2 protein-coding genes are annotated in these 25,655 nt (G+C 70.7%); both read right to left on the minus strand.

Annotated features, from left to right (window positions below):
- Complete coding sequence (locus FB471_RS05095; protein ID WP_170220706.1) at nt 1–11,049, minus strand: non-ribosomal peptide synthetase; 11,049 nt, start codon at nt 11,047–11,049, stop codon at nt 1–3.
- The gene (locus FB471_RS05100; RefSeq protein WP_141996174.1) at nt 11,049–25,265 is read right to left on the minus strand and encodes a non-ribosomal peptide synthetase; all 14,217 of its coding nucleotides are present in this window, start codon (nt 25,263–25,265) and stop codon (nt 11,049–11,051) included. The genes FB471_RS05095 and FB471_RS05100 overlap by 1 nt, the downstream gene beginning before the upstream one ends.
- Nucleotides 25,266–25,655 lie beyond the last annotated feature (390 nt).

Below are 25,655 nucleotides of genomic sequence, written 5' to 3' on the forward strand. Positions count from 1 at the left end.
TCACTGCGCGCTCAGCTCGTCCTCGAGGTCGTCCAGCTCGTCCTGGCTGACCTCGATGAGGTCCATATCGGACGGTGTATGACGGCTGTCCCCGACCTGCTCGGCATGCTGGACAAGGGATGCCAGTGCCCGGAACCACGACTCGCCGAGAGCACGGACGGCCGGCTCGTCGAGCAGCGCATCGGGCCACTGCCAGGTCACGTCCAGCCGCGGTCCGTCCGCGTGGTCCTGGACGTTCGCCGTGATCTCCAGCGCGTGCGCGACGGGCATGTCCGGGTCCACCCCGCCGAGCGCCCCGCCTTCCGGCGCCAGCGCCCAGTCCTCGGCAGCCGTCCCGGTCGACGTTTCGAAGCGCCCGAGATAGTTGAACCCGACCTGCGGCGTCGGGAGCTGGGCGAGCGTGGGTGCGGTTTCCGGATTGAGGTAGCGAAGCAGTCCGTAGCCGATGCCGTTGTCCGGCACCGACCGCAGCTGCTCCTTGATCCGCCGAAGCGCCTCGCCCACGGCGGCGCCGCCGCTCCACACCTGGTCCCAGTCCACCCGGCCGGGGTCGAGTGAGACGGGGTAGATGGTCGTGAACCAGCCCACCGTCCTGGACAGCTCGGCGCGCTCGAAGATCTGCTGCTCACGGCCGTGCCCCTCGGTGGACAGCAGCAGACCCTCGGTGGCGCCACCGAAACGGCTCCGCCGCCAGTCGGCGAAGGCGAGCGTCAGCCCGGTGAGCAGCACGTCGTTGACGGAGGCGTGGAACACCGCCGGCAGGGTGGTCAGTACCGCCGCGGTGGTCTCGGTCGGCAGCGACATGCTGACCGAACGCAGCGTCCTGGTCAGGTCCCGCGCCGGGTTCACGGCAAGCTCGGCCAGCGGCGCGGGCGCGCCCGAGAGCCGCTGCTGCCAGCCGGGCAACTCGGCGACCCGCTCGGGTCGCCGAGCCTCGTCCACCAGCAGGCGCGCCCACTCCCGCAGGGCCGTACCGACCGGCTCCAGCCGGGCATCGCCCTCCGAACGCTCGGCGTCCCACGCGACGGCCAGATCACCCGGCAGGATGCGCCAGGAAACCCCGTCCACCACGAGGTGGTGCACGGCCAGCAGCAACCGACCACGCTGATCCGGGCCCGCGTCGAACCACACCGCCTGCACCATCGAGCCGCCGTCCGGATCCAACCGGGTGAGCGCCGCCGCACCGTGTTCGACCAGTACGTCCCGGCGTGCGGCCTCGTCCAGCCCGGCGATGTCCACCCGCCGGATCAGATCGGCCGCTCGCACCTGCCCACGCTCCGGGACCTCCAGCGTCCACTCCTCGCCGCTACGGCGGAGCCGGGCGCGCAGTGCGTCGTGGTGATCCAGCAAGGTCTGCAGCACCCGCGCCAGCCGTTGCTCGTCGAGCTCCGCGGGCGCCTGCATCAGCATCGACTGGTTCAGCCGGTCGATCGGACCGCCCCGGTCCCGCAGCCACGCCACGACCGGGGTCATCGGCACCTCGCCGATGCCCGCGTCCGCGTCCGCTTCCGCGAGGGGCGTGCTCCCCTCCGCCGTGGTCGCCGCCGCGGCGAGCTCGCGGATGGTCCGGTGCCGGAAGACCTCGCGTGGCCCGAACATCAGTCCCGCCTTGCGGGCGCGGGTCACCAGCTGGATGGCCGTGATGCTGTCGCCGCCGAGGGAGAAGAACCCGTCGTCGACACCGACCTCCGCGACACCGAGCAGCTCGGCACACAACCGGCACAGCACCGCTTCCTGCTCGGTGCGGGGATGTGTGTCGGAAGCGGGGGCGAGCTCGGGTGCGGGCAGTGCCTTGCGGTCGAGTTTCCCGTTCGGGGTCAGCGGCAGGCTGTCCAGCGTGACGAGCAACGAAGGCACCATGTAGTCGGGCAACCGACTACTCGCGTACTCCCGGATCGCCTCCTGGTCGACCGCGCGCCCCGGGGCCGCCACCAGGTAACCGACCAGCCGTTTCGACCCTGGCGCCTGCTCATGTGCGACCACGGCGGCCTGGTCGACGTCGTCGTGCCGGGCCAGCACGGTCTCGATCTCGCCGGGCTCGATCCGGAAGCCCCGGATCTTCACCTGCTCGTCGGCCCGGCCGATGAACTCCAGCTGCCCGTCCTGCCGCCAGCGGACCACGTCGCCGGTGCGGTACATCCGCTCCCCCGGCGCGCCGAACGGGTGCGCCACGAACCGCTCGGCGGTCAGCGACGTCCGCTTCAGGTACCCGCGCGCCAGTCCTGCCCCGGACACGTACAGCTCGCCCGGCATGCCGACCGGAACCTCACACAACGCACCGTCCAGCACGAACACTCGGGTGTCCCGCACCGGCCTTCCGATCGGGACGCCGCCGCCCGGCAGCAGCGGCTCGCTGATCGTGGCGGCGACCGTCGACTCGGTCGGACCGTAGGCGTTGACCATCCGCCTTCCCGGCGCCCACCGCCGTACCAGCTCGGCCGAGCACGCGTCCCCACCGACGATCAGGCCGTCGAAGGCGGGCAGGGGCTCGGCGGGCATGCTGGCCAGCGCCGCGGGCGGGATCAGTGCATGGGTCACCGCGCGGTCGGCGAGTACCCCGGCGAGCACCTCGCCGGCGAGCACCTCCGGCCCCGGCACCACGACCGCGGCGCCCGAGAGCAGCGCCATGCACAGCTCCAGCACCGAGGCGTCGAAGCTCGGTGAGGAGAACCGCAGCACCCTGCTGTCGGCGGTGACGGCGAACTGTTCGATCTCGGCGGCCGCGAAGCTCGCCAGCCCCGCGTGCGGCACGACCACGCCCTTGGGCACCCCCGAGGAGCCCGAGGTGTAGATCAGGTACGCGGGCGCACCCAGCGAGAGCGGCGCGATGCGCTCGGCGTCCCCGACCTCGTCGGCCCGGCGTTCGGCGAGCGCCGCCACGGTCTCCGCGGAGTCCAGTGCCACCACGGTGGTTCCCTGGACCGTGGGGACCACGCCTGCCGTCTCCTCGGTGGTGAGCACCACGGACGGCTCGGCGTCGGACAGCATGAACGCGATCCGTTCCGCGGGGTAGTCCGGATCGACCGGCAGGAAGGCCGCGCCTGCCTGCAGCACCGCGACCGAGGCCACCACCGACTCCACCGACCGGCCCAGCACCTGAGCCACCACGTGTTCCGGCCCGGCTCCCAGCTCGATGAGGTAACGGGCCAGCCGGGCCGCGCGTTCGGCCAGTTCGGCGTAGCTCAGCGTCACCTCGTCCGACTCCACCGCCACCGCGTCCGGCGTGCGCGCCAGCTGAGCCGCGAAGAGCTCGGGGAAGGTCGCCGCGGGCACCTCGGCGCCGGTGTCGTTCCAGCGCCGCAGTCGCGCCCGCTCGTCCGGGGACAGCACCTCGAGCCCGCGCACCGGCAGGTCGGGGTCGGCCACCGCCGCCGACAGCACCCGCACCAGGCGCGCGGCGAGCTCCTCGACGGTCTCCCGGTCGAACAGGTCGGTGCTGTAGGTCGCGGTGCCTTCGATGCCGGTCGGGCTGCCGTCCTCGGCGTAGGTCTCGGCGAAGGCGAACATGAGGTCGAACCTGGCGACCTCGAGCCCGATCTGCTGCCGCCTCGGCTCGAGACCCGTCAGCTCGACGCCGGCCTCGGCGGTGTTCTCCAACGAAAGCATCACCTGGACCAGCGACTGCCGGGCCATCGACCGCTCGGGGTTGAGCCGCTCCACGAGCCGTTCGAAGGGCAGGTCCTGGTTGGCGTAGGCGGCAAGGTCGGTCTCCCTGACCCGTGTCAGCAACTGCCGGAAGGTCGGGGAACCCGAGAGGTCGGTGCGCAGCACCAGCGTGTTGAGGAAGAACCCGACCAGCTCGTCCAGCGCGTCGTCGGTACGGCCGGCGATGGCCGTACCGATCGGGATGTCGGTGCCCGAGCCCAGCCTGCTCAGCAACGCAGCCAGCCCCGCGTGCACGGTCATGAACAGGCTGGCCCGGTCGCTCCTCGCCAGCTCGAGCAACCCCGCGTGCAGTTCGGAGTCGAACCGGACCCGGACGCTCTGCCCGTGGTAGCTGGGCGTCGCGGGCCGCGGGCGGTCGGCGGGCAGCGCCAGCTCCTCCGGAAGGTCGGCCAGCGTGGACATCCAGTACTCCGCCTGCCGGGAGATGGGACTGTCCTCGTCGTCCTCGCTGCCCAGCACCTCGTGCTGCCACTGGGTGTAGTCGGCGTACTGCACCGGCAGCGGGGACCACACCGGCTCCTTGCCCGCGCACCGGGCCGCGTAGGCGGCGGAGAGGTCCCGGCCGAACGGCGCCATCGACCATCCGTCCGCTGCGATGTGATGCAGCACCAGGACCAGGACGTGCTCGGTACGCTCCAGCGCGAACAGGTACCCGCGGATCGGGATCTCGGTGGCGATGTCGAAGGCGTAGGACGCCGCCTCGGTCACCTTCGCGTCGATGTCCCGCTCCGCAACGTCCTGCACGGTCAGCTCAGGGGCGGCGTCCAGGATGACCTGGTGCGGCCTGCCGTCGACGTCCGGGAAGACGGTGCGCAGGCTCTCGTGCCTGGCCACGACGTCCGCCAGCGCGGCAGCCAGCGCCTCCCGGTCGAGCTCGCCGGAGAGCCGCACGGCCACCGGCAGGTTGTAGGTGGCGCTACGCCCTTCCAGCCGGTTGAGGAACCACAGGCGGCGCTGGCCGAAGGACAGCGGTATCTCCTCGGGCCGTTCCCGTGGGGCCAGCGCGAGGCGGGCACGCCCGGCCTGGCCGAGCGACGTGGCCAGCTGCGCCGGGGTCGACGCCTCGAACAGGTCACGTACGGCCAGTTCCACGTCGAGAACCGACCTTGCCCTGCTGACCAGGCGGGTGGCCAGCAGGGAGTGCCCGCCGAGGTCGAAGAAGTTGTCGTCGACGCCCACCTTCGGCAGGCCGAGCACCTCCGCGAAGAGGCCGCACAGGATCTCCTCCTGCGGGGTGCGCGGCTGCCGCGGCGCGCCCGACCCGAGCTCCGGTGCGGGCAACGCGGCGCGGTCCAGCTTTCCGTTCGGCGTCAACGGCAAGGCGTCCAGCGCCACGAACGCCGAAGGCACCATGTACTCGGGCAACTCACCCGCGATGTGCTTGCGCAGCGTGGGTGAGTCCGGCGCCACCTGACCGGAAACCGGCACGGTGTACGCGACCAGTTGACGGACCCCTGGACGGTCCTCCCTGGCCAGCACGGCCGCCGAGGCCACGTCGGGGTGCGCGGCCAGCGTCGTCTCGATCTCGCCGAGCTCCACCCGGAAACCCCGGATCTTGACCTGGTCGTCGGTACGGCCGCGGTACTCCAGCTCCCCTTCGGGGGTCCACCTCGCCAGGTCGCCGGTGCGGTACATCCGGGCGCCCGGCGCGCCGAACGGGTTGGGCACGAACCGCTGCGCGGTAAGGCCCGGCCGGTTCAGGTAGCCGCGGGCCAGCCCCGCGCCCGCCAGGTACAGCTCGCCGACGACCCCGGTCGCCGTGGGGTTGAGCCGGTCGTCCAGCACGTAGACCTGGTCGTTCCACACGGGCGTTCCGATCGGCACCGTGGCGGGCCAGCCGGCGGGCTCGGCCGGCAGCGCCTTGGCCGTCACCACGTGGGTCTCGGTCGGGCCGTAGTGGTTGTGCAACCGCCGCTCCGGCTGCCCGGCGCAGAACTCGCGAAGCTTCGGCGTGGCCGCCAGCGCCTCGCCCGCCTGCACGATCGTCCGCAGGTGCGGCAGCTCCAGCCGCTGTTCCCTGGCCGCCTCGACGACCGAGTCGATCACCAGGTTCGGGGCGTAGAGCTCGTTGACCCGGTGCTCGTCCAGCCACCGCGCGAAGGCCGCGGCGTCCCGCCGGATGTCGTCGTCGGGCACCACCAGCGTCTTGCCGCCGAGCAGGGCGGACAGGATCTCCTGGGCCGACACGTCGAAACTGGTCGCGGTGAACTGCGCGACCCGCTCACCCGGGGCGCCACCGATGGCCTCGTGGTGCCAGGACAGCAGGTTCACCATGGCGCCGGCCGGCATGACCACGCCCTTGGGCCTGCCCGTCGAACCGGAGGTGTAGATCACGTAGGCCGGGCTGTCCGCGCGCAGTGGCGAGGTGCGTTCGGCGTCCCGCGGGTCGGTGTCCGGCTGCCGGGCCACCTCCGCCTCGGTTTCCGGAGCGTCGAGCGCCAGGCGCGGCACATCCCCCACCACGCTCGGCTCGGGGAGCGTTCCCTCGGCCGTGAGCACCAGCGAGGGTGCCGCGTCGGCGAGCATGAAAGTGATCCGCTCCGCGGGGTACCCCGCGTCCACCGGCAAGTAGGCCGCCCCGGCCTTGAGCACCGCGCACACCGCGACGATCAGTTCGGGTGAGCGGCCGAGTGCGATCGCCACCGTGTGCTCCGGCCCGATCCCGCGCCGGATCAGCAGGTGTGCCAGCTTGTTCGCCCGGGAGTTCAGCTCGAGGTAGGACAGCGCGGCGGAGCCGTGCACGACGGCGGTGGCTTCCGGGTCGCCGCCGACCCGCCGCTCGAACAGCTCCGGCAGGGTGGCGGCCGGCACCTCGTGTGCGGTGTCGTTGCTGCCCGTCACGAGCCGGTGCCGCTCGACAGGGTCGAGCACGTCCACCACGGTGACCGCGCGTTCCGGGTCGGTCACGGCGGCGACCAGTACCCGCGCCAGCCGGTCGGCCAGCGCCTGCACGGTGTCCCGGTCGAAGAGGTCACAGCTGTAGTTGACCTTGCCCTGGATCCCCGCGGGGGAACCGTCCTCGGCGCGCTGCTCGAACATCTCGAACAGCAGGTCGAACTTGGCCGAGGTGTTGTGCTGCGGGTAGGGGTCCACCCGCACACCCGGCAGCGTGAGCTCGGCCATCTGGTTGTTCTGCAGGGTGAACATCACCTGGAACAGCGGGTGCCGGGCCACCGACCGCGGCGGGTTGATCAGCTCGACCAGGCGCTCGAACGGCAGGTCCTGGTTGGCGTACGCGGAAAGGTCGGTCTCGCGCACCCGCCGTACCAGTTCCCGGAAGCTCGGATCGCCCGAGACGTCGGTGCGCAGCACCAGCGTGTTGAGGAAGAACCCGACCAGCTCGTCCAGCGCGTCGTCGGTACGGCCCGCGATCGGGGTGCCCATCGGGATGTCCTCGCCCGCTCCGGACCGCGACAGCAGCACCGCCAGCCCGGCTTGCAGCACCATGAACAGGCTGGACTGGGTGTTGCGCGCGAAGGTGAGCAGGCGCTGGTGCAGCTCGGGCTCCAACCTGAACCTGATGCTGTCCCCCCGGTAGCTGGGCTGCGCCGTACGCGGCCGGTCGGTGGGCAGGCTCAGCTCGTCCGGGATGCCGTCCAGAACCCGCGCCCAGTACGCGAACTGCTCGCCGGCAAGGCTCCCGGCCTCCTCCTCGTCGCCGAGCAGCCGCTGGTGCCACAGCGTGTAGTCGGCGTACTGCACCGGCAGCGGTGCCTGCCCCGGCTCGCGCCCCTCCAGCCGTGCCGTGTAGCTCACCGAGAGGTCCCTGGCGAACGGCACCATCGACCAGCCGTCCCCCACGATGTGGTGCAGCACGATGAGCAGCACGTGCTCTGCCCTACCGGTCCGGAAGAGCCCGGCGCGCAGCGGCAGCTCCTCGGTGAGCCGGAAGCCCCGCGCCGCGAACACGCCGAGCGCGGCGTCCAGGTCCGCGGGGGAGTCCCCGGTGGCGTCCTGGACGGACAGCTCGAGCCGCGCGTGCGCGGGATCGAGGATCCGCTGGTAGGGATGGCCGTCCCGCTCGGGAAACACGGTGCGCAGGGTCTCGTGCCGGGCCACGACGTCCAGCAGCGCGTCCTGCAAGGCGGCCGCGTCCAGCTCACCGGACAGCCGCAACGCCAGCGGGATGTTGTAGGTGGGGCTGGGCCCTTCGAACCGGTTGAGGAACCACAGCCTGCGCTGGGCGCTGGACAGCGGGACGTACGCGGGCCGGTCCGCGGGCAGCAGGGCGGGCCTGCTCTCCCCGGTCCTGGTCACCTTGCCCGCGATGTCCGCGGGGGTCGGTGCCTGGAACACCTCGCGCAGGGTCAGCTCGACGCCGAACAGTGCCCGCAGCCGGGTCACCAGCCTGGTCGCCAGCAGCGAGTGCCCGCCGAGGTCGAAGAAGTTGTCGTCGACCGCGACCCGCGGGACACCGAGCAGCTCGGCGAACAGCGAGCACAGGATCTCTTCCTGCGGCGTGCGTGGTACCCGGCCGGCCAGCTCGCCGGTGAGGTCGGGCTCGGGGAGGGCCTTGCGGTCGACCTTTCCGTTGGGGGTCAACGGGATCGCGTCCATCGGAACGAAGGCCGAAGGCATCATGTGCTCCGGCAGCGTGCCGGCGACATGCTGCCGCAGCACCGCGGGCTTGGGCACGGCGGACCCCGACGCGGGGACCAGGTAGGCCACCAGCCGCTTGTCCCCCGGCTCCGGCTCCCTGACCACGACCACCGCCTGGTCCACGTCCGCGTGCGCGGTCAGCGCGGAGGAGATCTCACCGAGCTCGATCCGGAAACCACGGATCTTCACCTGGTCGTCGGCCCGCCCGACGAACTCCAGCTCGCCATGGCCCGCACCGGCGCCCTCGCCCGGCACCCGCCACCGCACCAGATCGCCCGTGCGGTACATGCGGGTGCCGTCGCCCGCGAACGGATCCGGCACGAACCGTTGCGCGGTCAGACCCGGACGGTTCAGGTAGCCGCGCGCCACACCCGCACCGGAGACGTAGAGCTCCCCGTCCACGCCCGGTGGCACCGGACGCAAGGCACCGTCCAGCACCCGCAGTCCGGCCGCCCCGAACGGCCCGCCGATGGACGGCGCCTCGGCGCCTGCCAGCGGCCCGGTCATCGATGCGCAGACCGTCGTCTCGGTTGGCCCGTACGCGTTGATCATGGTGCGGTCCGCCGACCACTCCTCGACCAGCTCCGGCCCGCAGGCCTCACCGGCCACCACCAGCAGCCGCACGGAAGGCAGATCGCGCGACGCCAGCACGGCCAGCGCGGCCGGCGGGATGGTGGCATGGGTGACCTCGTGCTCGGCGACCAGCTCGGCGAGCGCGTTGCCCGGCATCAGGCGCTCGTCCGGCGCCAGCACCAGCGTGGCGCCGGAGAGCAGGCCCATGCACAGCTCCCAGAACGCCGCGTCGAAGCTGGGCGAGGCGAACTGCAGCACCCGGCTGCCGGGGCCCGCCCCGAACCGCTCGACATGGGTGGCCACGAGATCGGCGACGCCGGTGTGCGAGACCACGACGCCCTTCGGCCTTCCGGTCGAGCCGGAGGTGTAGATCACGTACGCCGGGTTGCGGGGGGACAGCCGGCTGGTCCGCTCGCCCTGCGCGATCGGGTCACCCGGCAACGCGGTGAGCGTGCCCGCCACGTCCTGATCGTCGAGCACGACCCGGTCGGCGGGGCAGGAGTCGGGCAACACCCCCGCCGCGGCCGCGGTCGTCAGCACGAGTGCCGGGTCGGAGTCGGTGAGCAGGTACGAGATGCGGTCCGCGGGGTAGGTGGTGTCCACCGGCAGGTAGGCGCCGCCCGCCTTCAGCACCGCCAGCATCGAGATCACGAGCTCCGGCGACCGCGGCAAGGCCAGCGCCACCAGCCGCTCCGGCCCCACTCCGCGCCGGATCAGGAGCCGGGCGAGACGGTTGGCCTCCCCTTCGAGCTCGGCGTAGGTCATCGTGCGGCCCTCGTAGGACAGCGCGACCTCGTCCGGGTGCTGCCGCACCTGCTCGTCGAACAGTTCGGGAACGGTGGCGCCGTCCTCGCCCGAGCCCGTTCCCACGCCGAGCTCGAGCGGGTGGGCACGCTCGGCGTCGGCCAGCACCTCGACCCGGCCGACCGGCTGGTGCGGGTCCGCGACGAACGCCTCGAACAACCGCCGGAACCCGGCCCCGATCGACTCGATCTCCCCGCGCGAGAACACCTCCGGCTGGTACCCGAAGCGCAGTTTCAGCTCGCCGTGCGGCAACGCGGCGATGCTCAGCGGGTAGTGGTTCGCGTCGTTGCCCACGACGCCGGCCAGCCGCAGGTCGCCGGCGAGCTCCTCGATGTCACCGTCGTCCATCGGGTAGTTCTCGGTGACGGTGAGGGTGTCGAACAGGGTCGGCAACCCGGCACAGCGCTGGATGTCCGGCAGGCTCAGGTGCTGGTGCGGCAGCAGCGCGGTGGACCGCTCCTGCACCGCGGTCAGCACGCCGGCCAGCGTGTCGTCCGGCCGTACCGGCACGCGGATGGGCAGGGTGTTGATGAAAAGCCCGACCATCGTCTCGACACCGGGCAGTTCGGCGGGCCTTCCCGAGACGGTGGACCCGAACACCACGTCGGAGCGGCCGGTGAGGCGGGAAAGCAGCAGCGCCCAGCAGCCCTGGAAAACGGTGTTCAGCGTGACGCCGTTGCGGCGGGCGGTCTCGCGCACCCCTTCCGCGAGCCACTCCGGCATCGACACCTCGAGCCGGTGCGGTCGTACCGAGGTGCCGGGCGCGTCCGGGGCCAGCAGCGTCGGCTCCTCCAGGCCACTCAGCGCGCCCCGCCACGCGTTCTCGGCCGCGGGCCGGTCCTGCGCGGCGAGCCAGGAAAGGTACTGGCTGTACGGCGTGACACGCGGCATCCCGGTGTCGTCCCCGCGCCGGTCGTAGAGCTGGAACAGCTCTCGCATCATCCGCGCGGTGGACCAGCCGTCCAGGAGTATGTGGTGGCTGTTGAGCATCAGCCGGTTCCGCCGCTCACCCAGCCTGATCAAGGTGAACCGCAGCATCGGCCCCGAGGTCAGGTCGAACCGGAAGGCGGCCTCCTCCTCCAGCAGCCGGTCCAGTTCGACTTGCCGGCTCCGCTCGTCGAGGTGGCTGAGGTCGACCTCTCGCCAGGGCACGGTCACGTCGCGCGGGATGACCTGCACCGGCTTGCTCAGCTTCTCGTAGCGGAAGCTCGCGCGCAGGTTGGGATGCCGGCGCAGCAACGCCGCCACCGACTCCCGCATCGCCTCGCCGTCCAGCGCGCCATCGAGGTCGACAGCCAGCTGGGCGATGTAGACGTCGAGCGCCTGCTCGCCGTACAGCGCGAGGAAGAGCAGCCCTTCCTGCAGCGGCGACAGCGGCAGTACATCGTCGAAGGTCGACCCAGCCATCAGGAGTTTCTCCATTCCTCTTCGAGAAGGTTGATCTCGTCCTGGTCAAGCGCGGACAGCGCGACGTCCGAAGGCGTGTGCCCGCCGGCCTCCGGCCTGTCCACGTGTGCGATCAGCGCGTCCAGCACCCGGAACCAGGTGTCCGCTGTCTCTTGTACGTCCTTTTCGGACATCACCGCGGCCGGCCACGACCAGGTCGCCACCAGCTCGGGCCCGCCGGCCCTGTCGACGGTCGCCGCGTTGAGTTCCAGTGCGTAGGGCTGCCGTAGCCCGGTGGCGTTACCCAGCCGCACCGCCTCGACCTCCGCCGCGAGGGTCCACGGGGCGGGCCGCGGGCCTTCATCCGGCGCCTCGATCCGGCCGAGGTAGTTGAATCCGACGGTGGGCACGGAGAGGGCGGCCAGCTCTCGCCCGGTGTGCTCGTTGAGGTACCGGAGCAGCCCGTAGCCGATGCCGTTGTCCGGCACCGCCCTCAGCTGCTCCTTCAGCCGTTTCACCAGGCGCCCTGCGGTCACCTCGCCCGACCACAGCCCGGTCCAGTCCACCACGCCGGGGTCGAGGCGCACCGGGTGCACGCTGGTGAACCAGCCGACCGTACGGCTGAGATCGACCCCGTCCGCGATCTCCTGCCTGCCGTGCCCTTCCAGCGCGATCAGGGAGGAGGTGTCGGTCGCGTTGGCGCGCTGCTGCCGCCGGTGTGCCAGCGCGAGCGCCATGGCGGTCACCAGCACCTCGTCGACCCCGCAGTGGAACGCCGAGGGCACCCTGCTCAGCAGCGGCGCCGTCCGCTCCGTGGGGAGGGTCATGGTGACCGACTGGACGGTGCCGACCAGGTCGCGCTCGCCGTCCAGGGGCCGCTCGCCCACCGGCACGTCCGGCGCGCTCAGGATGTCCGTCCACAGCGACATCTCCGCGACCCGATCCGGGCTAGCGGCCTCGGTGACCAGATGCTCCGACCACCGGCGCATCGAGGTGCCCGTGGCGGCCAGTTCCGGTGCACCACCGTCCGCGAGCGCCTCCCACGCGGTGGCCAGGTCGGACCGCAGGATCTGCCAGGACACGGCGTCCACCACCAGGTGGTTCGCCACCAGCAGCAGTCGCCCCTGCGTGTCCGCACCGGCGTCGAACCACACGGCGCGGAGCATCACGCCCGCGCGCGGCGCCAGGCTTTCGCGTGCGGCCGCTCCGTGTTCGTCGACAGCGGCGACGAGCTGGTCGCCGTCGAGTCCCGCGGCATCGATCCTGGTGAGGCAGTCCGCGGCCAGGACGGACCCGACCGGTCGCACCTCCATTCGCCTGCCACCGCCGGCCGCGAGAGTCAGCCGCAGCGCGTCGTGGTGGTCCAGCACCGCCTGCAGCACCGAACACAGGCTCGCCTCGCCGAGCCCGGCCGGGGTTCGCACGAGCGTCGACTGGCTGTAGCCGTCCACCGCCTCGCCCCGGTCCAGCAGCCAGTGCATGATCGGCGTCGGCCGGACCTCGCCGACCGCGACATCCGGCTTCCTGGTCACCGAGTCGTCCACCACGGTGGCCACGGTCGCGAGCCCGGCGACCGTCCGCTGCTCGAACACGTCCTTGACGGTCAGCACCACGCCGACCTCCTTGGCCCTGGCGACCAGTTGCATCGAGGTGATGCTGTCCCCGCCGAGGTCGAAGAAACTGTCGTCGATTCCGACCGAATCCTGCCGCAGCACCTTCGCGAAAACACCGCAGAGCAATTCCTCGAGCGGGATACGCGGTGCGCGGGAGTCCGCCGATGACTGGAAGTCGGGTTCGGGTAGGGCCTTACGGTCCACCTTCCCATTCGGCGTCAACGGAAACTCATCCAACACCACAAACGCCGACGGCACCATATAATCCGGCAACCGCTCACCCACACACCCAGCCAACACACCCACATCCACCACACCACCAGACACCGGAACCACATACGCCACCAACCGACGCACACCCCCACCATCCGACACCACCACCACACACCGACCCACACCCACACACCCCGCCAACACAGCCTCAACCTCACCCAACTCAATCCGAAAACCCCGAACCTTCACCTGATCATCAGCCCGCCCCACAAACTCCAACACCCCATCACCACGCCACCGCACCACATCCCCCGTCCGATACATCCGCTCACCCACACCACCAAACGGACACGCCACAAACCGCTCCGCCGTCAACCCAACCCGACCCCGATACCCACGAGCCACACCCTCACCCGCAATATACAAATCCCCCGCAACACCCACCGGAACCGGACACAACCCCCCATCCAACACAAACACCCGATTATTCAACACCGGCCCACCAATCACCGGAACACCCTCACCCACCACCGACGCCGTCGACCACACCGTCGTCTCCGTCGGCCCATACAAATTCGTCACCTCACCCGACAACCCCACCAACCGCTCCGCCAACCCCACCGGCAACGCCTCACCACCCACCAACACCCGCACACCCGCCACCACATCCGGACACTCCGCCACCAACGCCTCCCACAACGTCGGCGTCGCCTGCACCACCGAACCACCCGACACCTCCACCAACTCACCCAACCGCGCCACATCACGCACCTCATCACGCCCAGCCACCACCACAGCCGCACCCGACACCAACGGCACAAACAACTCCAACACCGCAATATCAAACGCCACCGTCGTCACCGCCACCAACCGATCACCCCACGACAAACCAAACCGATCCCGCATCCCCACCACAAAATTCGTCAAATTCCCCCGCGACACCACCACACCCTTCGGACGCCCCGTCGAACCCGACGTATAAATCACATACGCCACACTCGACCACAACACCGAACCCCGCAACTCACCCACCAACACATCCTCACCAGACAACCCCACCAACCAATCCCCCACCACCGGATCATCCAACTCCACCCGACACACACCCTCCACATCAGGAACCACACCCCCCACCACAGAATCCGTCAACACCACACCCGGACACGCATCCCGCACAATAAACTCCACCCGCTCCCTCGGATACTCCACATCCAACGGAACATAACCACCACCCGCCTTCAACACCGCCAACAACGCCACCACCAAATCCACCCCACGCGGCAACGCCACACCCACCAAACACTCCGGCCCCACACCCAAACCCACCAACAACCGCGCCAACCTATTCACCCGCACATTCAACTCACCAAACGACACACACTCCCCACCCACCACCAACGCAACCCCATCCCCACCAACACCCACAACACCCTCAAACAACCCCACCACAGAACAACCACCCACAACACCACCAGAACCATTCCACCCCACCAACACACAATCCCGCTCAACCCCAGAAAGCACATCGATCTCCCCGATCGGGAGCGCGGGCTCCGCGGCAACCGCCTCGAGCACGCGGGTCAGCCGCCACAGCAGCGTCTCGACAGTCGCCTGGTCGAAAAGGTCGGTGCTGTAGTCGACCTGCCCGATCAGCCCGTCCGGCTCGCCGTTCTCGTCCCGGCGCTCGCCGAACGCGAAGTGCAGGTCGAACCGGGCCACCCCCAGATCGATCTGCTCCCGCCGCAGCTCGAGGTCGCCGAACGCGCCGTCGGGTGCCGGCGTGTTCTGGAAGGTCAACATGACCTGGAACAGCGGGTGCCTCGCCAGCGAACGCTCCGGGTTGAGCACCTCGACCAGCCGCTCGAACGGCACGTCCTGATGGGCGTAGGCGGCAAGGGCCGACCTCCGGACCCGGCCGACCAGCTCGGCGAAGGTCGGGTTTCCCGAGGTGTCGGTCCGCAGGACCAGCGTGTTCAGGAACACCCCGACCAGGTCGTCCATCGCCTCGTCGGTACGGCCCGCGATCGGGCTGCCGATCGGGATGTCGTGCCCGGCCCCGAGCCGGGACAGTGTGGTGGCCAGCGCGGCCTGTAGCACCATGAACACGCTGGCGCCGGTCGAGCGGGCCAGCTCGAGCACACCGCGATGCAGCTCGGGACTCAGCGAGCAGTCCAGGCTCCTGCCCTGGTAACTGGCCGCGGCCGGGCGCGTCCGGTCCTTCGGGATGTCCAGTTCCTCCGGGACGCCCGCGAGCTCGGCACGCCAGAAGTCGAGCTGCCTGGCCGCGAGGCTGTCCGGATCGTCCTCCTCGCCGAGTAGCTCTCGCTGCCACAGGGCGTAGTCGACGTACTGCGCACGCAACGGTGCCCACTGGGGAGCGTGACCCGAGCGACGTGCCTCGTATGCCACCGAAAGATCGCGCACCAGTGGCGCGATCGACCATCCGTCGCTCGCGATGTGGTGCACGGCAAGGACCAGAACCTGTTCGGCCGGACCGAGGACGAACAGCGCGAACCGCACCGGCAGCTCGCGGGTGAGGTCGAAACCACGCCGTCCCAGCGTTTCGACCAGGCCCGGGAGTTCCCCCTCCGTGGTGTCGACGACCGTCAGCGGAACGCGGGCGGTCGCGGCGTCCAGAACTTCCTGCCGCACCTGACCTGCCGTCGCGGGGAAGATCGTGCGCAGGCTCTCGTGCCGCTCCAGCAGGTCGGCCAGCGCGGCTTCCAGCGTCCCTCGGTCCAGCTCACCGGACAGCCGCAGGCCGATCGGGATGTTGTAGGTGGCGCTCGTGCCCTCCATCTGGTTGAGGAACCACAGGCGCTGCTGGGCGAAGGAGAGCGGGACCTCCTCCGGGCGCGGCATCGGTGCCAGTGGTGGCCGTGCGGTGGCCGCCTCGTCCAGGTACCCGGCGAGGCCGGCCACGGTCGGCGCCTCGAACACCGCGCGGACCGGCAGCTCGACCTCGAACGCGGTCCGGATGCCGTTGATCAGGCGGGTGGCCAGCAACGAGTGTCCACCGAGGTCGAAGAAGTTGTCGTGCACACCCACCGAGGGCAACCCCAGGATCTGGGCGAAGAGCGCGGCGAGGATCTCCTCCCGCGGTCCCCTGGCCGCACCGGTCCCCGCGGCACCGAAGTCCGGTTCCGGCAGCGCGGCGCGGTCGAGCTTGCCATTGGCCGTGAGCGGCAGCCCCTCCAGCCGCACGCAGGTGACCGGAACCATGTAGTCCGGCAGCGCGCGAGCAAGGTGCGCGCGCACCGCGGCGGGGCCCGGGTTCGCGCCCTCCGCCGGCACGTAGTAGGCGACCAGCTGTTCCCCGCGCACCGCAACGGCCTGCGAACCGACCTCGGAGTGACGAGCCAGCTCGGCCTCGACCTCACCGAGCTCGATCCGGAACCCGCGCACCTTGACCTGGTCGTCGGTGCGCCCGGCGTAGACCAGGTTCCCCTCGGCGTTCCAGCTGGCGAGGTCGCCGGACCGGTACATCACGCCGCCGGGCTCGCCGAACGGGCACGCCACGAATCGCTCGGCGGTCTGCCCCGGACGACGGCGGTAGCCACGGGCCAGGCAGGAACCGGCGATGTACAGCTCCCCGACAACCCCCGGCGGCACCGGGCGCATCCGGCTGTCGAGCACGTACAGCCGCGCGTTGGCGTGCGGCCGCCCGATCGGCACCGGGCCGGGCTCGATCGGCGCGCCCGCGGGGAGGTGGTACTCGGCGCAGTTGATGGTGGCCTCGGTCGGGCCGTACACGTTGTACACCGGCACGTCGGGATGCTCCCGCCGCCACGGCGCCAGTGCCTCGCCCAGCAGGGCCTCGCCACCGAGCACCAGCGCACCGGAAGGGGCGAACTCCTCCGGCGCCACCTCCAGCAACGGCAGATGGCTCGGGGTGCCCTTGACGAAGGTACACGGCGAGTCCCGCAGCCACCTGCGGTCCTCTTCCCTCGGATCGTCCAGTGTGGTCACTCGTAGCTGCCCGCCTGCCACCAGCGGGGTGAACAACGTGCCCGCGGTGCCGTCGAAGGACAGCGAGGTGTGCAGCAACGCCATCCCGCGCGCGGCGGGGTAGGCGTCCACGGCCCTGGCGAGGTAGGCGGACAGCGAGCGATGCTCGACCACCACACCCTTCGGCCGGCCGGTCGACCCTGAGGTGTAGACGAGGTACGCCGGATGCCGCGGCGACACCGGCGCCCGTTCCGCATCGGTCAGCGGCCCCGCCGGCTGCTCGCCGAGCTCCGCGAGCAGCTCCGGGTCGTCCAGCCGCCACACCGGGGTGGCTTCGTCCACCGGCAGCGGCGCGGTCGCCATATCGGTCAGCACCAGCGCCGGCCGCGAGTCCGCCAGCAGGTACCCGATCCGCTCCTCAGGGTACGTGGGGTCGACCGGCACGTAGGCCGCTCCCGCGGTGAGCACCGCCAGCGGCGCGGCCACCAGGTCGATCGACCGTGGCAACGCGACCGCGACGAACTGCTCGGGCCCGACCCCGTGCCGGATCAACAACCTGGCCAGCTGGTTGACCCGAGCGGCGAGGTGCTCGTAGGTCAACGACGCGGTGGCGAAGCTGACCGCGGTCGCCCCAGGGTCGGCCGCGGCCCGCGCGGCGAACAGCTCGACGACGTCCGGCCCACCGTCCTCCGCGCGGGCCGCGCCCTGCCAGGCGTCGAGCACCTGCTCCCGCTCGGTTTCGGAGAGCAGCTCCACCTCGTCCACGGGGACGGCCGGGTTGGCGACGACCGCCTCGAAGAGCCTGGTCAGCCTGGCCGCCATGAGTTCGGCTGTGGACTGGTCGTAGAGGTCGGTGCTGTAGGTGAGTAGTCCGGACATCCCGGCCGCGGTTCCGTCCTCGCCGTACTGCTCCCCGATCGAGAAGTACATGTCGACCTTCGCCACCATCGGGTTCGCCCCGTACTGCCTCGTCCGCAGGCCGGGGAACCGCAGGGAGAGCTCCGGGGTGTTCTCGAAGTTCAGCATCACCTGGAACAGCGGGTTCCTGGACAGCGAGCGCGCGGGATTGAGCCGCTCGACCAGCGACTCGAACGGCAGATCCTGGTTGGCGTACGCGGAAAGGCTGGTCTCGCGCACCCTTTCCACCAGCTGGCGGAACGTCGGCCTGCCGGAAAGGTCGTTGCGCAGCACCAGCGTGTTCACGAAGAAGCCGATCATGTCGACGAGCGCCTGGTCGTTGCGCCCGGCCACCGAGGTACCGATCGGGATGTCCTCGCCGGCCCCCAAGCGGGAGAGCAGCGCGACCAGGCCCGCCTGTACGACCATGAACGGGCTGGCACCGCTGGTTCTCGCGACCTCGAGCAGGCCCTGGTGCAGCTCCGGGCTGAGCTCGAAGCGAATGAGGTCCCCCCGGTGACTGGCGACCGCGGGGCGGGGCCGGTCGGAGGGAAGGTCGAGTTCCTCCGGAAGTCCCTCCAATGTGGACTCCCAGTAGGCGATCTGGCCCGCGACCACGCTGTCCGACTCGGTGTCGCCGCCCACCAGGTCGCGCTGCCACAACGTGTAGTCCCCGTACTGGACGGGAAGCGGCTCGAAGGCGGGCACGCCACCGACCCTGCGCTCGGCGTAGGCGGCGGCGAGATCACCCACCAGCGGGGTCATCGACCAGCCGTCGGAGACGATGTGGTGCACCACGATCAGGAAGACGTGCTCGGTGGGGCTCAGCACGAACAGGTCAGCCCGGATCGGCAGCTCGGACTCCAGGTCGAAGCCGCGACGCGCGGCCACCTTCATGGTGGCGTCCAGGTCCTGCTCGGCCAGCTCGGTCACGTTGATCTCGGCCTGCGCCTCGTCCACCGGCACGACCCGCTGGCTGGGCACGCCTTCCCGGTCAGGGAACACCGTCCGGAGGCTTTCGTGCCTGGCGAGCACGTCGTGCAGCGCTTCGAACAGCGCCTCGCGGTTCAGATGACCGGAGAACCGCAGGCCGATACCGAGGTTGTAGGTCGGGCTCGGGCCCTCCAGCTTGTTCAGGAACCACAGCCGTCGCTGCGGGATCGACAGCGGCAGCTCCGCGGGGCGGTCCGCGGGGACCAGTGCGGGGCGGGCGTCGTCCGCGGCGTCGACCAGCTCGACCAGCTGCGCGACGGTCGGGGCCTCGAACAGGTCGCGCACCGAGAGCTCGACCCCGAGGATCTCCTGGATGCGCAGGATGAGCCTGGTGGCGATCAGCGAATGGCCGCCGAGGTCGAAGAAGCTGTCGTCGATGGTGACGGTGGACCGCTCGAGGATCTCCGCGAAGAGACCGCACAGCACCTGTTCCCGGTCGGTACGCGGCTGGCGGCCGGACCCGTCGCCGGAGAGATCCGGCGCGGGAAGCGCCCGCCGGTCGAGCTTGCCGTTGGGGGTGACCGGCATCGCGGGCATCGGAACGATCGCGACCGGCACCAGGTAGTCCGGCAGCACCGCCGTCAACCGCGACCGCAGGGTGGTGACGTCGAGCCCGGAGTCCTCGGCGAGCACCACGTACGCGACGAGGCGCTTGTCCCCCGGCCGGTCCTCGCGTACGACCACGGCGGCCTGCCGCACGCCCTCCTGGGCGGCGACGACCGCCTCGACCTCACCGGGCTCCACCCGGAAACCCCGGATCTTCACCTGGTCGTCGGCCCTGCCGAGGAACACCAGCGTTCCGCCTGCGGTCCACTTGGCCAGGTCGCCGACCCGGTACATCCGGCTGCCTGCCGGCCCGAACGGATCGGCGACGAACCGCTCGGCGGTCAGCCCCCGCTGGTTCCAGTAGCCACGAGCCAGCCCCTCACCCGCGACGTACAGTTCACCGGCCACCCCGGGGGGCACCCGGCGCAGCCCGGCGTCCAGCACGTAGGACCGCATGTTGTCGAGCGGGCTCCCGACGGGCACCACGTCCGGCACCGGGGTGTCCGCATCCGCCCGGAAGTAGCTGGAGAAGGTGGTCGCCTCGGTGGGACCGTAGGTGTCCTTGAACACCAGCTCCGGGAAGCGTTCGAGTACCCGCCGCACCGCGGTCGCCGGCACCGTGTCACCACCGGCCAGCAGCTCCCGGACACCGGCGAGGCAGTCGACATCGTTCTCCACGACCACCTGGAACAGGCCCGCAGGCAGGTGCAGCCCGGTGACCTCGTGCTCGGCCAGTGTCCGGCGCAGCGTCAAAGCGTCCATATCGGTCGCCGGGCCGACGACCACCTGGCCGCCCCGCAGCAACGGCACCCAGAGCTCGTAGTTGACCGCGTCGAAGGCGTGCGTGGCGTGCAGCAGCACCCGCTGGTGCGCCTCGCCGTCGAAGCCGCCGTCCAGCGCGAAGGCCAGCAGGTCCCGGTGCGTGATCGCGACGCCCTTGGGAAGGCCGGTCGACCCGGAGGTGTACATCACGTACGCCAGCTGCTCGGGCCGGCAGGGTGCCCCCGGATCGGCGGCGGAATGACCGGCCGGGTCCTGGTCCTCGGCGGGATGCATGACCCGTGCCGCGTGCTCGAACTCGAGGTCGACCTGCGCCCGGTCGGTCAGCAGCACCGAGGCCGACACCGAGTCGAGTATCTGCTGCCACCTCGCCTGCGGGGCCCGCTGGTCCAGCGGTACGTAGGCGCCACCGGCCTTGAGCACGGCGAGCAGCGACACGACCAGCTCGACCGACCGCCACTGCAGGACGGCGACCCGGGACTCGGCACCGACACCCGCCTCGATCAGCCGGTGCGCGAGCCGGTTCGCCCGCTCGTCCAGCTCCCGGTAGGACAGGACAGTGTCCCCGGACACCAGCGCCGGGGCGTCCGGACTCGCCGCCACCAGCTCGGCGAAACGCGCGGGCACGCTGCCGCGCAACGCGGGCTGCTCCCGTACCGTGCCGGACCAGTCCACCGCGAACCGTTCGACCTCCGCGTCCTGCAGCAGTTCGAGCTCGTCGATCCGGGCCTCCGGGCGCGTGCGAACCGACTCGAGCAGCCGGACCAGCCGCCACCGCAGGAGTTCCACGGTCGCGGGGTCGAAAAGGTCGGTCCGATAGTTGATCAACCCGCTGATGCCGGCTGGGGAACCGTCCGGCGAGCGGTGCTCGGTGAGGTCGAACTCCAGGTCGAACTTGGCGATGGTCAGCTCGCCCGGTTCGATCACCGTGTCCAGCCCTGGCAGGTCCACCGTGCTGTCCGGACGGTCCTGCACGCTCAGGAACACCTGGAACAGCGGATGCCGGGTGAGGGAACGCTCCGGGTTGAGCACCTCCACCAGGAGCTCGAAGGGGACGTCCTGGTTGGCGTACGCGGCGAGGTCGGTCTGCCGGACCCGCTCCACCAGCTCGAGGAAGCTCGGCGAGCCGGAGGTGTCGGTCCGCAGCACCAGCGTGTTCACGAACAACCCGACCATATCGTCGAGTGCCTCGTCGGTACGGCCGGCGATCGGGCTGCCGATCGGGATGTCCTGCCCCGCGCCGAGCCGGGACAGCAGCGCCGCCAGCGCGGCCTGCAGGACCATGAACACGCTCGCGCCGGTCGACTGCGCGACCGCGACCAGACCCTCGTGCAGCTCCGCGCTCAGTGCGCACTCGATGCGCCCGCCCCGGTGGTCGGCCGCGGCGGGGCGGCGCCGGTCAGTCGGCAGCGGCAGCTCGTCCGGAATCCCGTCCAGCGCGGACTTCCAGTAGTCGAGTTGCTGGGCCAGCGCGCTGCTGGGGTCGGTCTCGTTGCCCAGCACGGCGCGTTGCCACAGCGTGTAGTCGACATACTGCACCGGCAGCGCGGCGCGCTCCGGCGGGCGACCCGCGTTACGCGCGGCGTAGGCGGCCGCCGTGTCACGGATCAGCGGTGCGAGCGACCAGCCGTCGGCGGCGATGTGATGAACCATGACCGAGAGCACGTGCTCGGTCGGTCCGAGCTCGAACAGCTCCGCCCTGATCGGCAGCTCACGCGTGAGGTCCACGCAGTAGGCCGCGGCCGCGGCGAGTTTGCCGGGCAGGTTCTCCGGCGTCGCCGGGGTCACGTGGAGCTCGAACCCCGTCTCCGCGGCGTCCAGCACCAGCTGGTGCGGCACTCCCACGTGTGAGGGGAAGACGGTGCGCAGGCTCTCGTGCCGGGCCAGCACGTCCTGCAGTGCGGCGCGCAGCGCGGGCACGTCCAGCTCGCCGGAGAGCCGGAGCACGAAGGGGATGTTGTAGTTGGGGCTGGGGCCGTCGAGCTGGCCGAGGAACCACAGGCGTTGCTGGGCGAAGGAGAGCGGGACCAGCTCGGGCCGGTCGGCAACGGTCAGCGGCGTCCTGGCGCCGTCCGCCCTTTCCAGTACCTCGGCGAGCCTGGCCACCGTGGGTGCCTCGAAGAGGTCCCGCACGGCGAGCTCGAAGCCGAGCACGGTGCGGACGCGGCTGATCAGCCTGGTCGCGGTCAGCGAATGCCCGCCGAGCGCGAAGAAATTGTCCTCGATGCCGACCGCACCGGACGGGCTACTCAGCCCGAGCACCTCCGCGAACAGCTCGCACAGCACCTGCTCGCGCGCCGTACGCGCGGTCGTACCGGAGCCCGAGACCTCCGGCTCGGGTAGGGCGCGCTGGTCCAGCTTGCCGTTCGGGGTGAGCGGCAGGGCATCCAGCCGCACGAACGCCGAGGGAACCATGTGGTCCGGAAGCATCTCCCCGAGCTGCTCGCGGAGCGCTCCGGGTTCCGGCGGCTCGCCGCCTGGCTCGGGCACGAGGTAGGCAACCAGTCGCTGGTCGCCCCGCCGGTCCTTGACGGCGAGCACGACGCCCTGCGCGACGCGGGTACAGCTGTTCAGCGCGGCGGCGACCTCGCCGAGCTCGATGCGGAAACCGCGGATCTTGACCTGGTCGTCGGCGCGATCCAGGTACTCCAGCTGGCCGTCCTGCTGCCACCGTGCCACGTCACCGGTGCGGTACATGCGCCGGCCTTCGCCCGCGAAGGGATCCGCCACGAACCGCTCCGCGCTCAGCCCCGGCCGGTTCAGGTATCCCTGTGCGACCCCGCCACCGCCGACGTAGAGCTCGCCGACCGCGCCGGGCGGAACCGGGCGCAGTGCGCCGTCCAGCAAGTAGAGCCGCAGGTCGGAAAGGCCGCGGCCGATGAGGCTGCCGGGCGCCGTACGGGCCAGCTCGCCGCCGAGCTCCACGTAGCTGACATGCACGGTGGTCTCGGTGATGCCGTACATGTTGACCAGCAACGGCGCGCCACCGCCCCCGTCGGGATGGCGCTCGTACCAGTCCGTCAGCCGCCACAGGTCCAGCTTCTCGCCACCGAACACCACGTAGCGCAACGCCAGCTCGGCGCCGGTGCCGGGGTTGTCCCGGTCGGCCCGGACGAGTTGGTGAAAGGCGGACGGCGTCTGGTTCAGCACGGTCACCCGCTCGGCGGCCAGCAGCCGCAGGAACTGCTCGGGGGATCGCGCGACGTCGTGCGGCACCACGACCAGCCTGCCGCCGTACAGCAGCGCCCCCCACAGCTCCCAGACGGAGAAGTCGAAGGCGTAGGAGTGGAACAGCGTCCACACGTCCTCGGGTCCGAAGTGGAACCGCTCGTCGGTGGACTCGAACAGTCGGACCACGTTCCGGTGGGTCACCACGACGCCCTTGGGGCTGCCGGTGGATCCGGAGGTGTAGATGACGTAGGCGGGGGTACGCGGGTCGAGTCGACCGCTCTGCTCGAGGTCCGTCGCCGGGAGCTCCGCGAGCAGCTCGGTCGTGCGGGCGGTGCCCAGGACGACCCTGTCGATGTCGGCTGGCAACCGGACGTCGGTGTCGTCGGACGTGACCACCAGGACCGGCTCGGCGTCATCGATCACGTAGGCGATGCGGTCGGCAGGGTAGTTCGGGTCGATCGGCACGTAGGCGGCGCCGGACTTGACGACGGCGAGCAGCGCGGCCACGAGGTCGATCGAGCGTGGCAGGGCGAGCGCGACGAGCTTCCCGGGACCGGCACCGCGCTCGACCAGCAGCCTCGCCAGCGCGTTGGCCCGCTCGTTCAGCCGCGCATAGGTCAGCGTGTCCGTGCCCATGGTCACGGCGGGCGCCGACGGGGTGCGCGCCGCCCGCGCCTGGAACAGCTCGGGCAACGTCGCGGCCGGATCGTAGGCGGCGCTGCCGTTCCACTCGTGCAGCGCGCGGTGCCGCTCGTACACGGTGGTCACGTCCAGCCGCCCGAGCTCGAGGTCCGGTTCGGCAGCACTCAACGCGCTCAGCGCGCCGGACATCCGCTCGCCGTGCCGGGCCAGATCCGCGGCGGAGTAGAGGTCGGGGTTGGCGTACAGCACGAGTTGCAGCTCCCCGTTGGCCGCGCGACCGTCGACCACCACGGTGAGGTCGTCATCGTGCCCGATCGACAGCGTGCGCGCGGTCCCCGGCCGGCCGGCGAAGTCGAGATCGTAGGTGAACATCACGATGTTGACCCGGGGACCGACCAGCCTGCTGCCATCGGCCAGCGCGCCGAGATCGCGCAACAGGTCCTCGTAGCGGTACCTCTGGTGTCGCAGGGCTTCCCGCATCCGGTCCGAGACATGCCACAGGAACTCGGCGACGGGGGTGTCCGGCCGCACCGTCAGGCGCAGCGGCAGCACGTTCGACACCATGCCGGGAACACCCGCGGTCGACTGGTCGGTCCTGGCCGAAACCGGGAGAGCGAGCACGATGTCGTTCCGGCCGGTCATCCGGTGCAGGTACAGCGCCTGCGCGGCCACGATCACCGCGGGCCAGGCAACCCCCACCTCGGTGGTGATCGAGCGCAGGGACTCCCTCGCGGTGGGACCGGTGTTCGTGTCGACGCGCAGCAGCGGGCGGTTCGCCAGCCGGGTCGGCTGCTCGGCCAGGCCGCCCACCTCGGGCCGATCGGCCATCCGCTCGAGCCAGTAGTCCCGGTCGACGCCGAACTGCTCGGAGTCCCGGTACTCCCGCTCGGCGGCCACGAGTTCGGCCAGCGAACCGAACTCGGCTTCGGGGCAGGTTCTCCCCTCGACGAGCGCGGTGTAGACCTCCGCCGTCCGCCGCGCCACGAGGCCGCCGCTCAGCCCGTCCAGCAGGATGTGGTGGTAACGCTGGTACCAGACGTAGTGGTCCTCGGCCAGGCGGAAGAGCGTGAACGCGAACAGCACGCCGTTCGCCAGATCCACGGGCTCGGCGTTGTCGGCGGCGACCCACTCCGCCAGCTCGCGCTCCCCGTCCACCGCCGCCGTCAGGTCGACCAGGTGAAAAGACCAGTCGAGCTCCGGCCGGACCACTTGATATGGGCCCGTGGCGTCCGCACGGAAGCAGGTCCGCAGCGCTTCGACCTCCGTCACGACCTGCCGCAGCGCCGCCTCGAACCGGCCGGCGTCCACCTGACCGTGCACGTCCACGCGCTCGGTCAGGTTGAACACCGGGTTGGTCGGGTCCTGCGCCACCGCATACCAGATCCCGGCCTGTCCGGCGGTCAGGGGCACGCGCACACCCAGCGGGTCAGACATCACTACTCCACCGTCGATCGGAACAACCCGGCAAAGGAAATGGACTCGGAATCCGACTACCGAGGTTGCTCATACATTCATGACCCCTACGTGCAGGGACGGTACGGCATCACGCGCGCCGGCAGGCGCCTGTACAAAAACTCGATGACCCGGACCGGCGCACATCGAATCTTTCTCATCGTCGATGACACGCCGACCGGCTCCATGTAAAGCTTCTGACCGGACTCGCATGCCGGTGGGCGGGCCGCGGGCCCCGCGATCACGACAGTGCCGACATCGACAATAACGGCCGATAAAAGATTATCGAAGCGCTGAAAGCGGCGCGGAATGAACCTACACCGTCCAAGCCCGCCATATCGAATCCTTCTCATCGTCGATGACGCCGCGGTC

Origin of the sequence: Amycolatopsis cihanbeyliensis (genome assembly GCF_006715045.1) — a bacterium.
Lineage (GTDB): Bacteria > Actinomycetota > Actinomycetes > Mycobacteriales > Pseudonocardiaceae > Amycolatopsis > Amycolatopsis cihanbeyliensis.

Excerpts from the sequence above, each read along its gene's own strand:
- FB471_RS05100 (WP_141996174.1), bottom strand. The coding sequence starts at position 25,265 with ATGTCTGACCCGCTGGGTGTGCGCGTGCCCCTGACCGCCGGACAGGCC.
- FB471_RS05095 (WP_170220706.1), bottom strand. The coding sequence starts at position 11,049 with ATGGCTGGGTCGACCTTCGACGATGTACTGCCGCTGTCGCCGCTGCAG.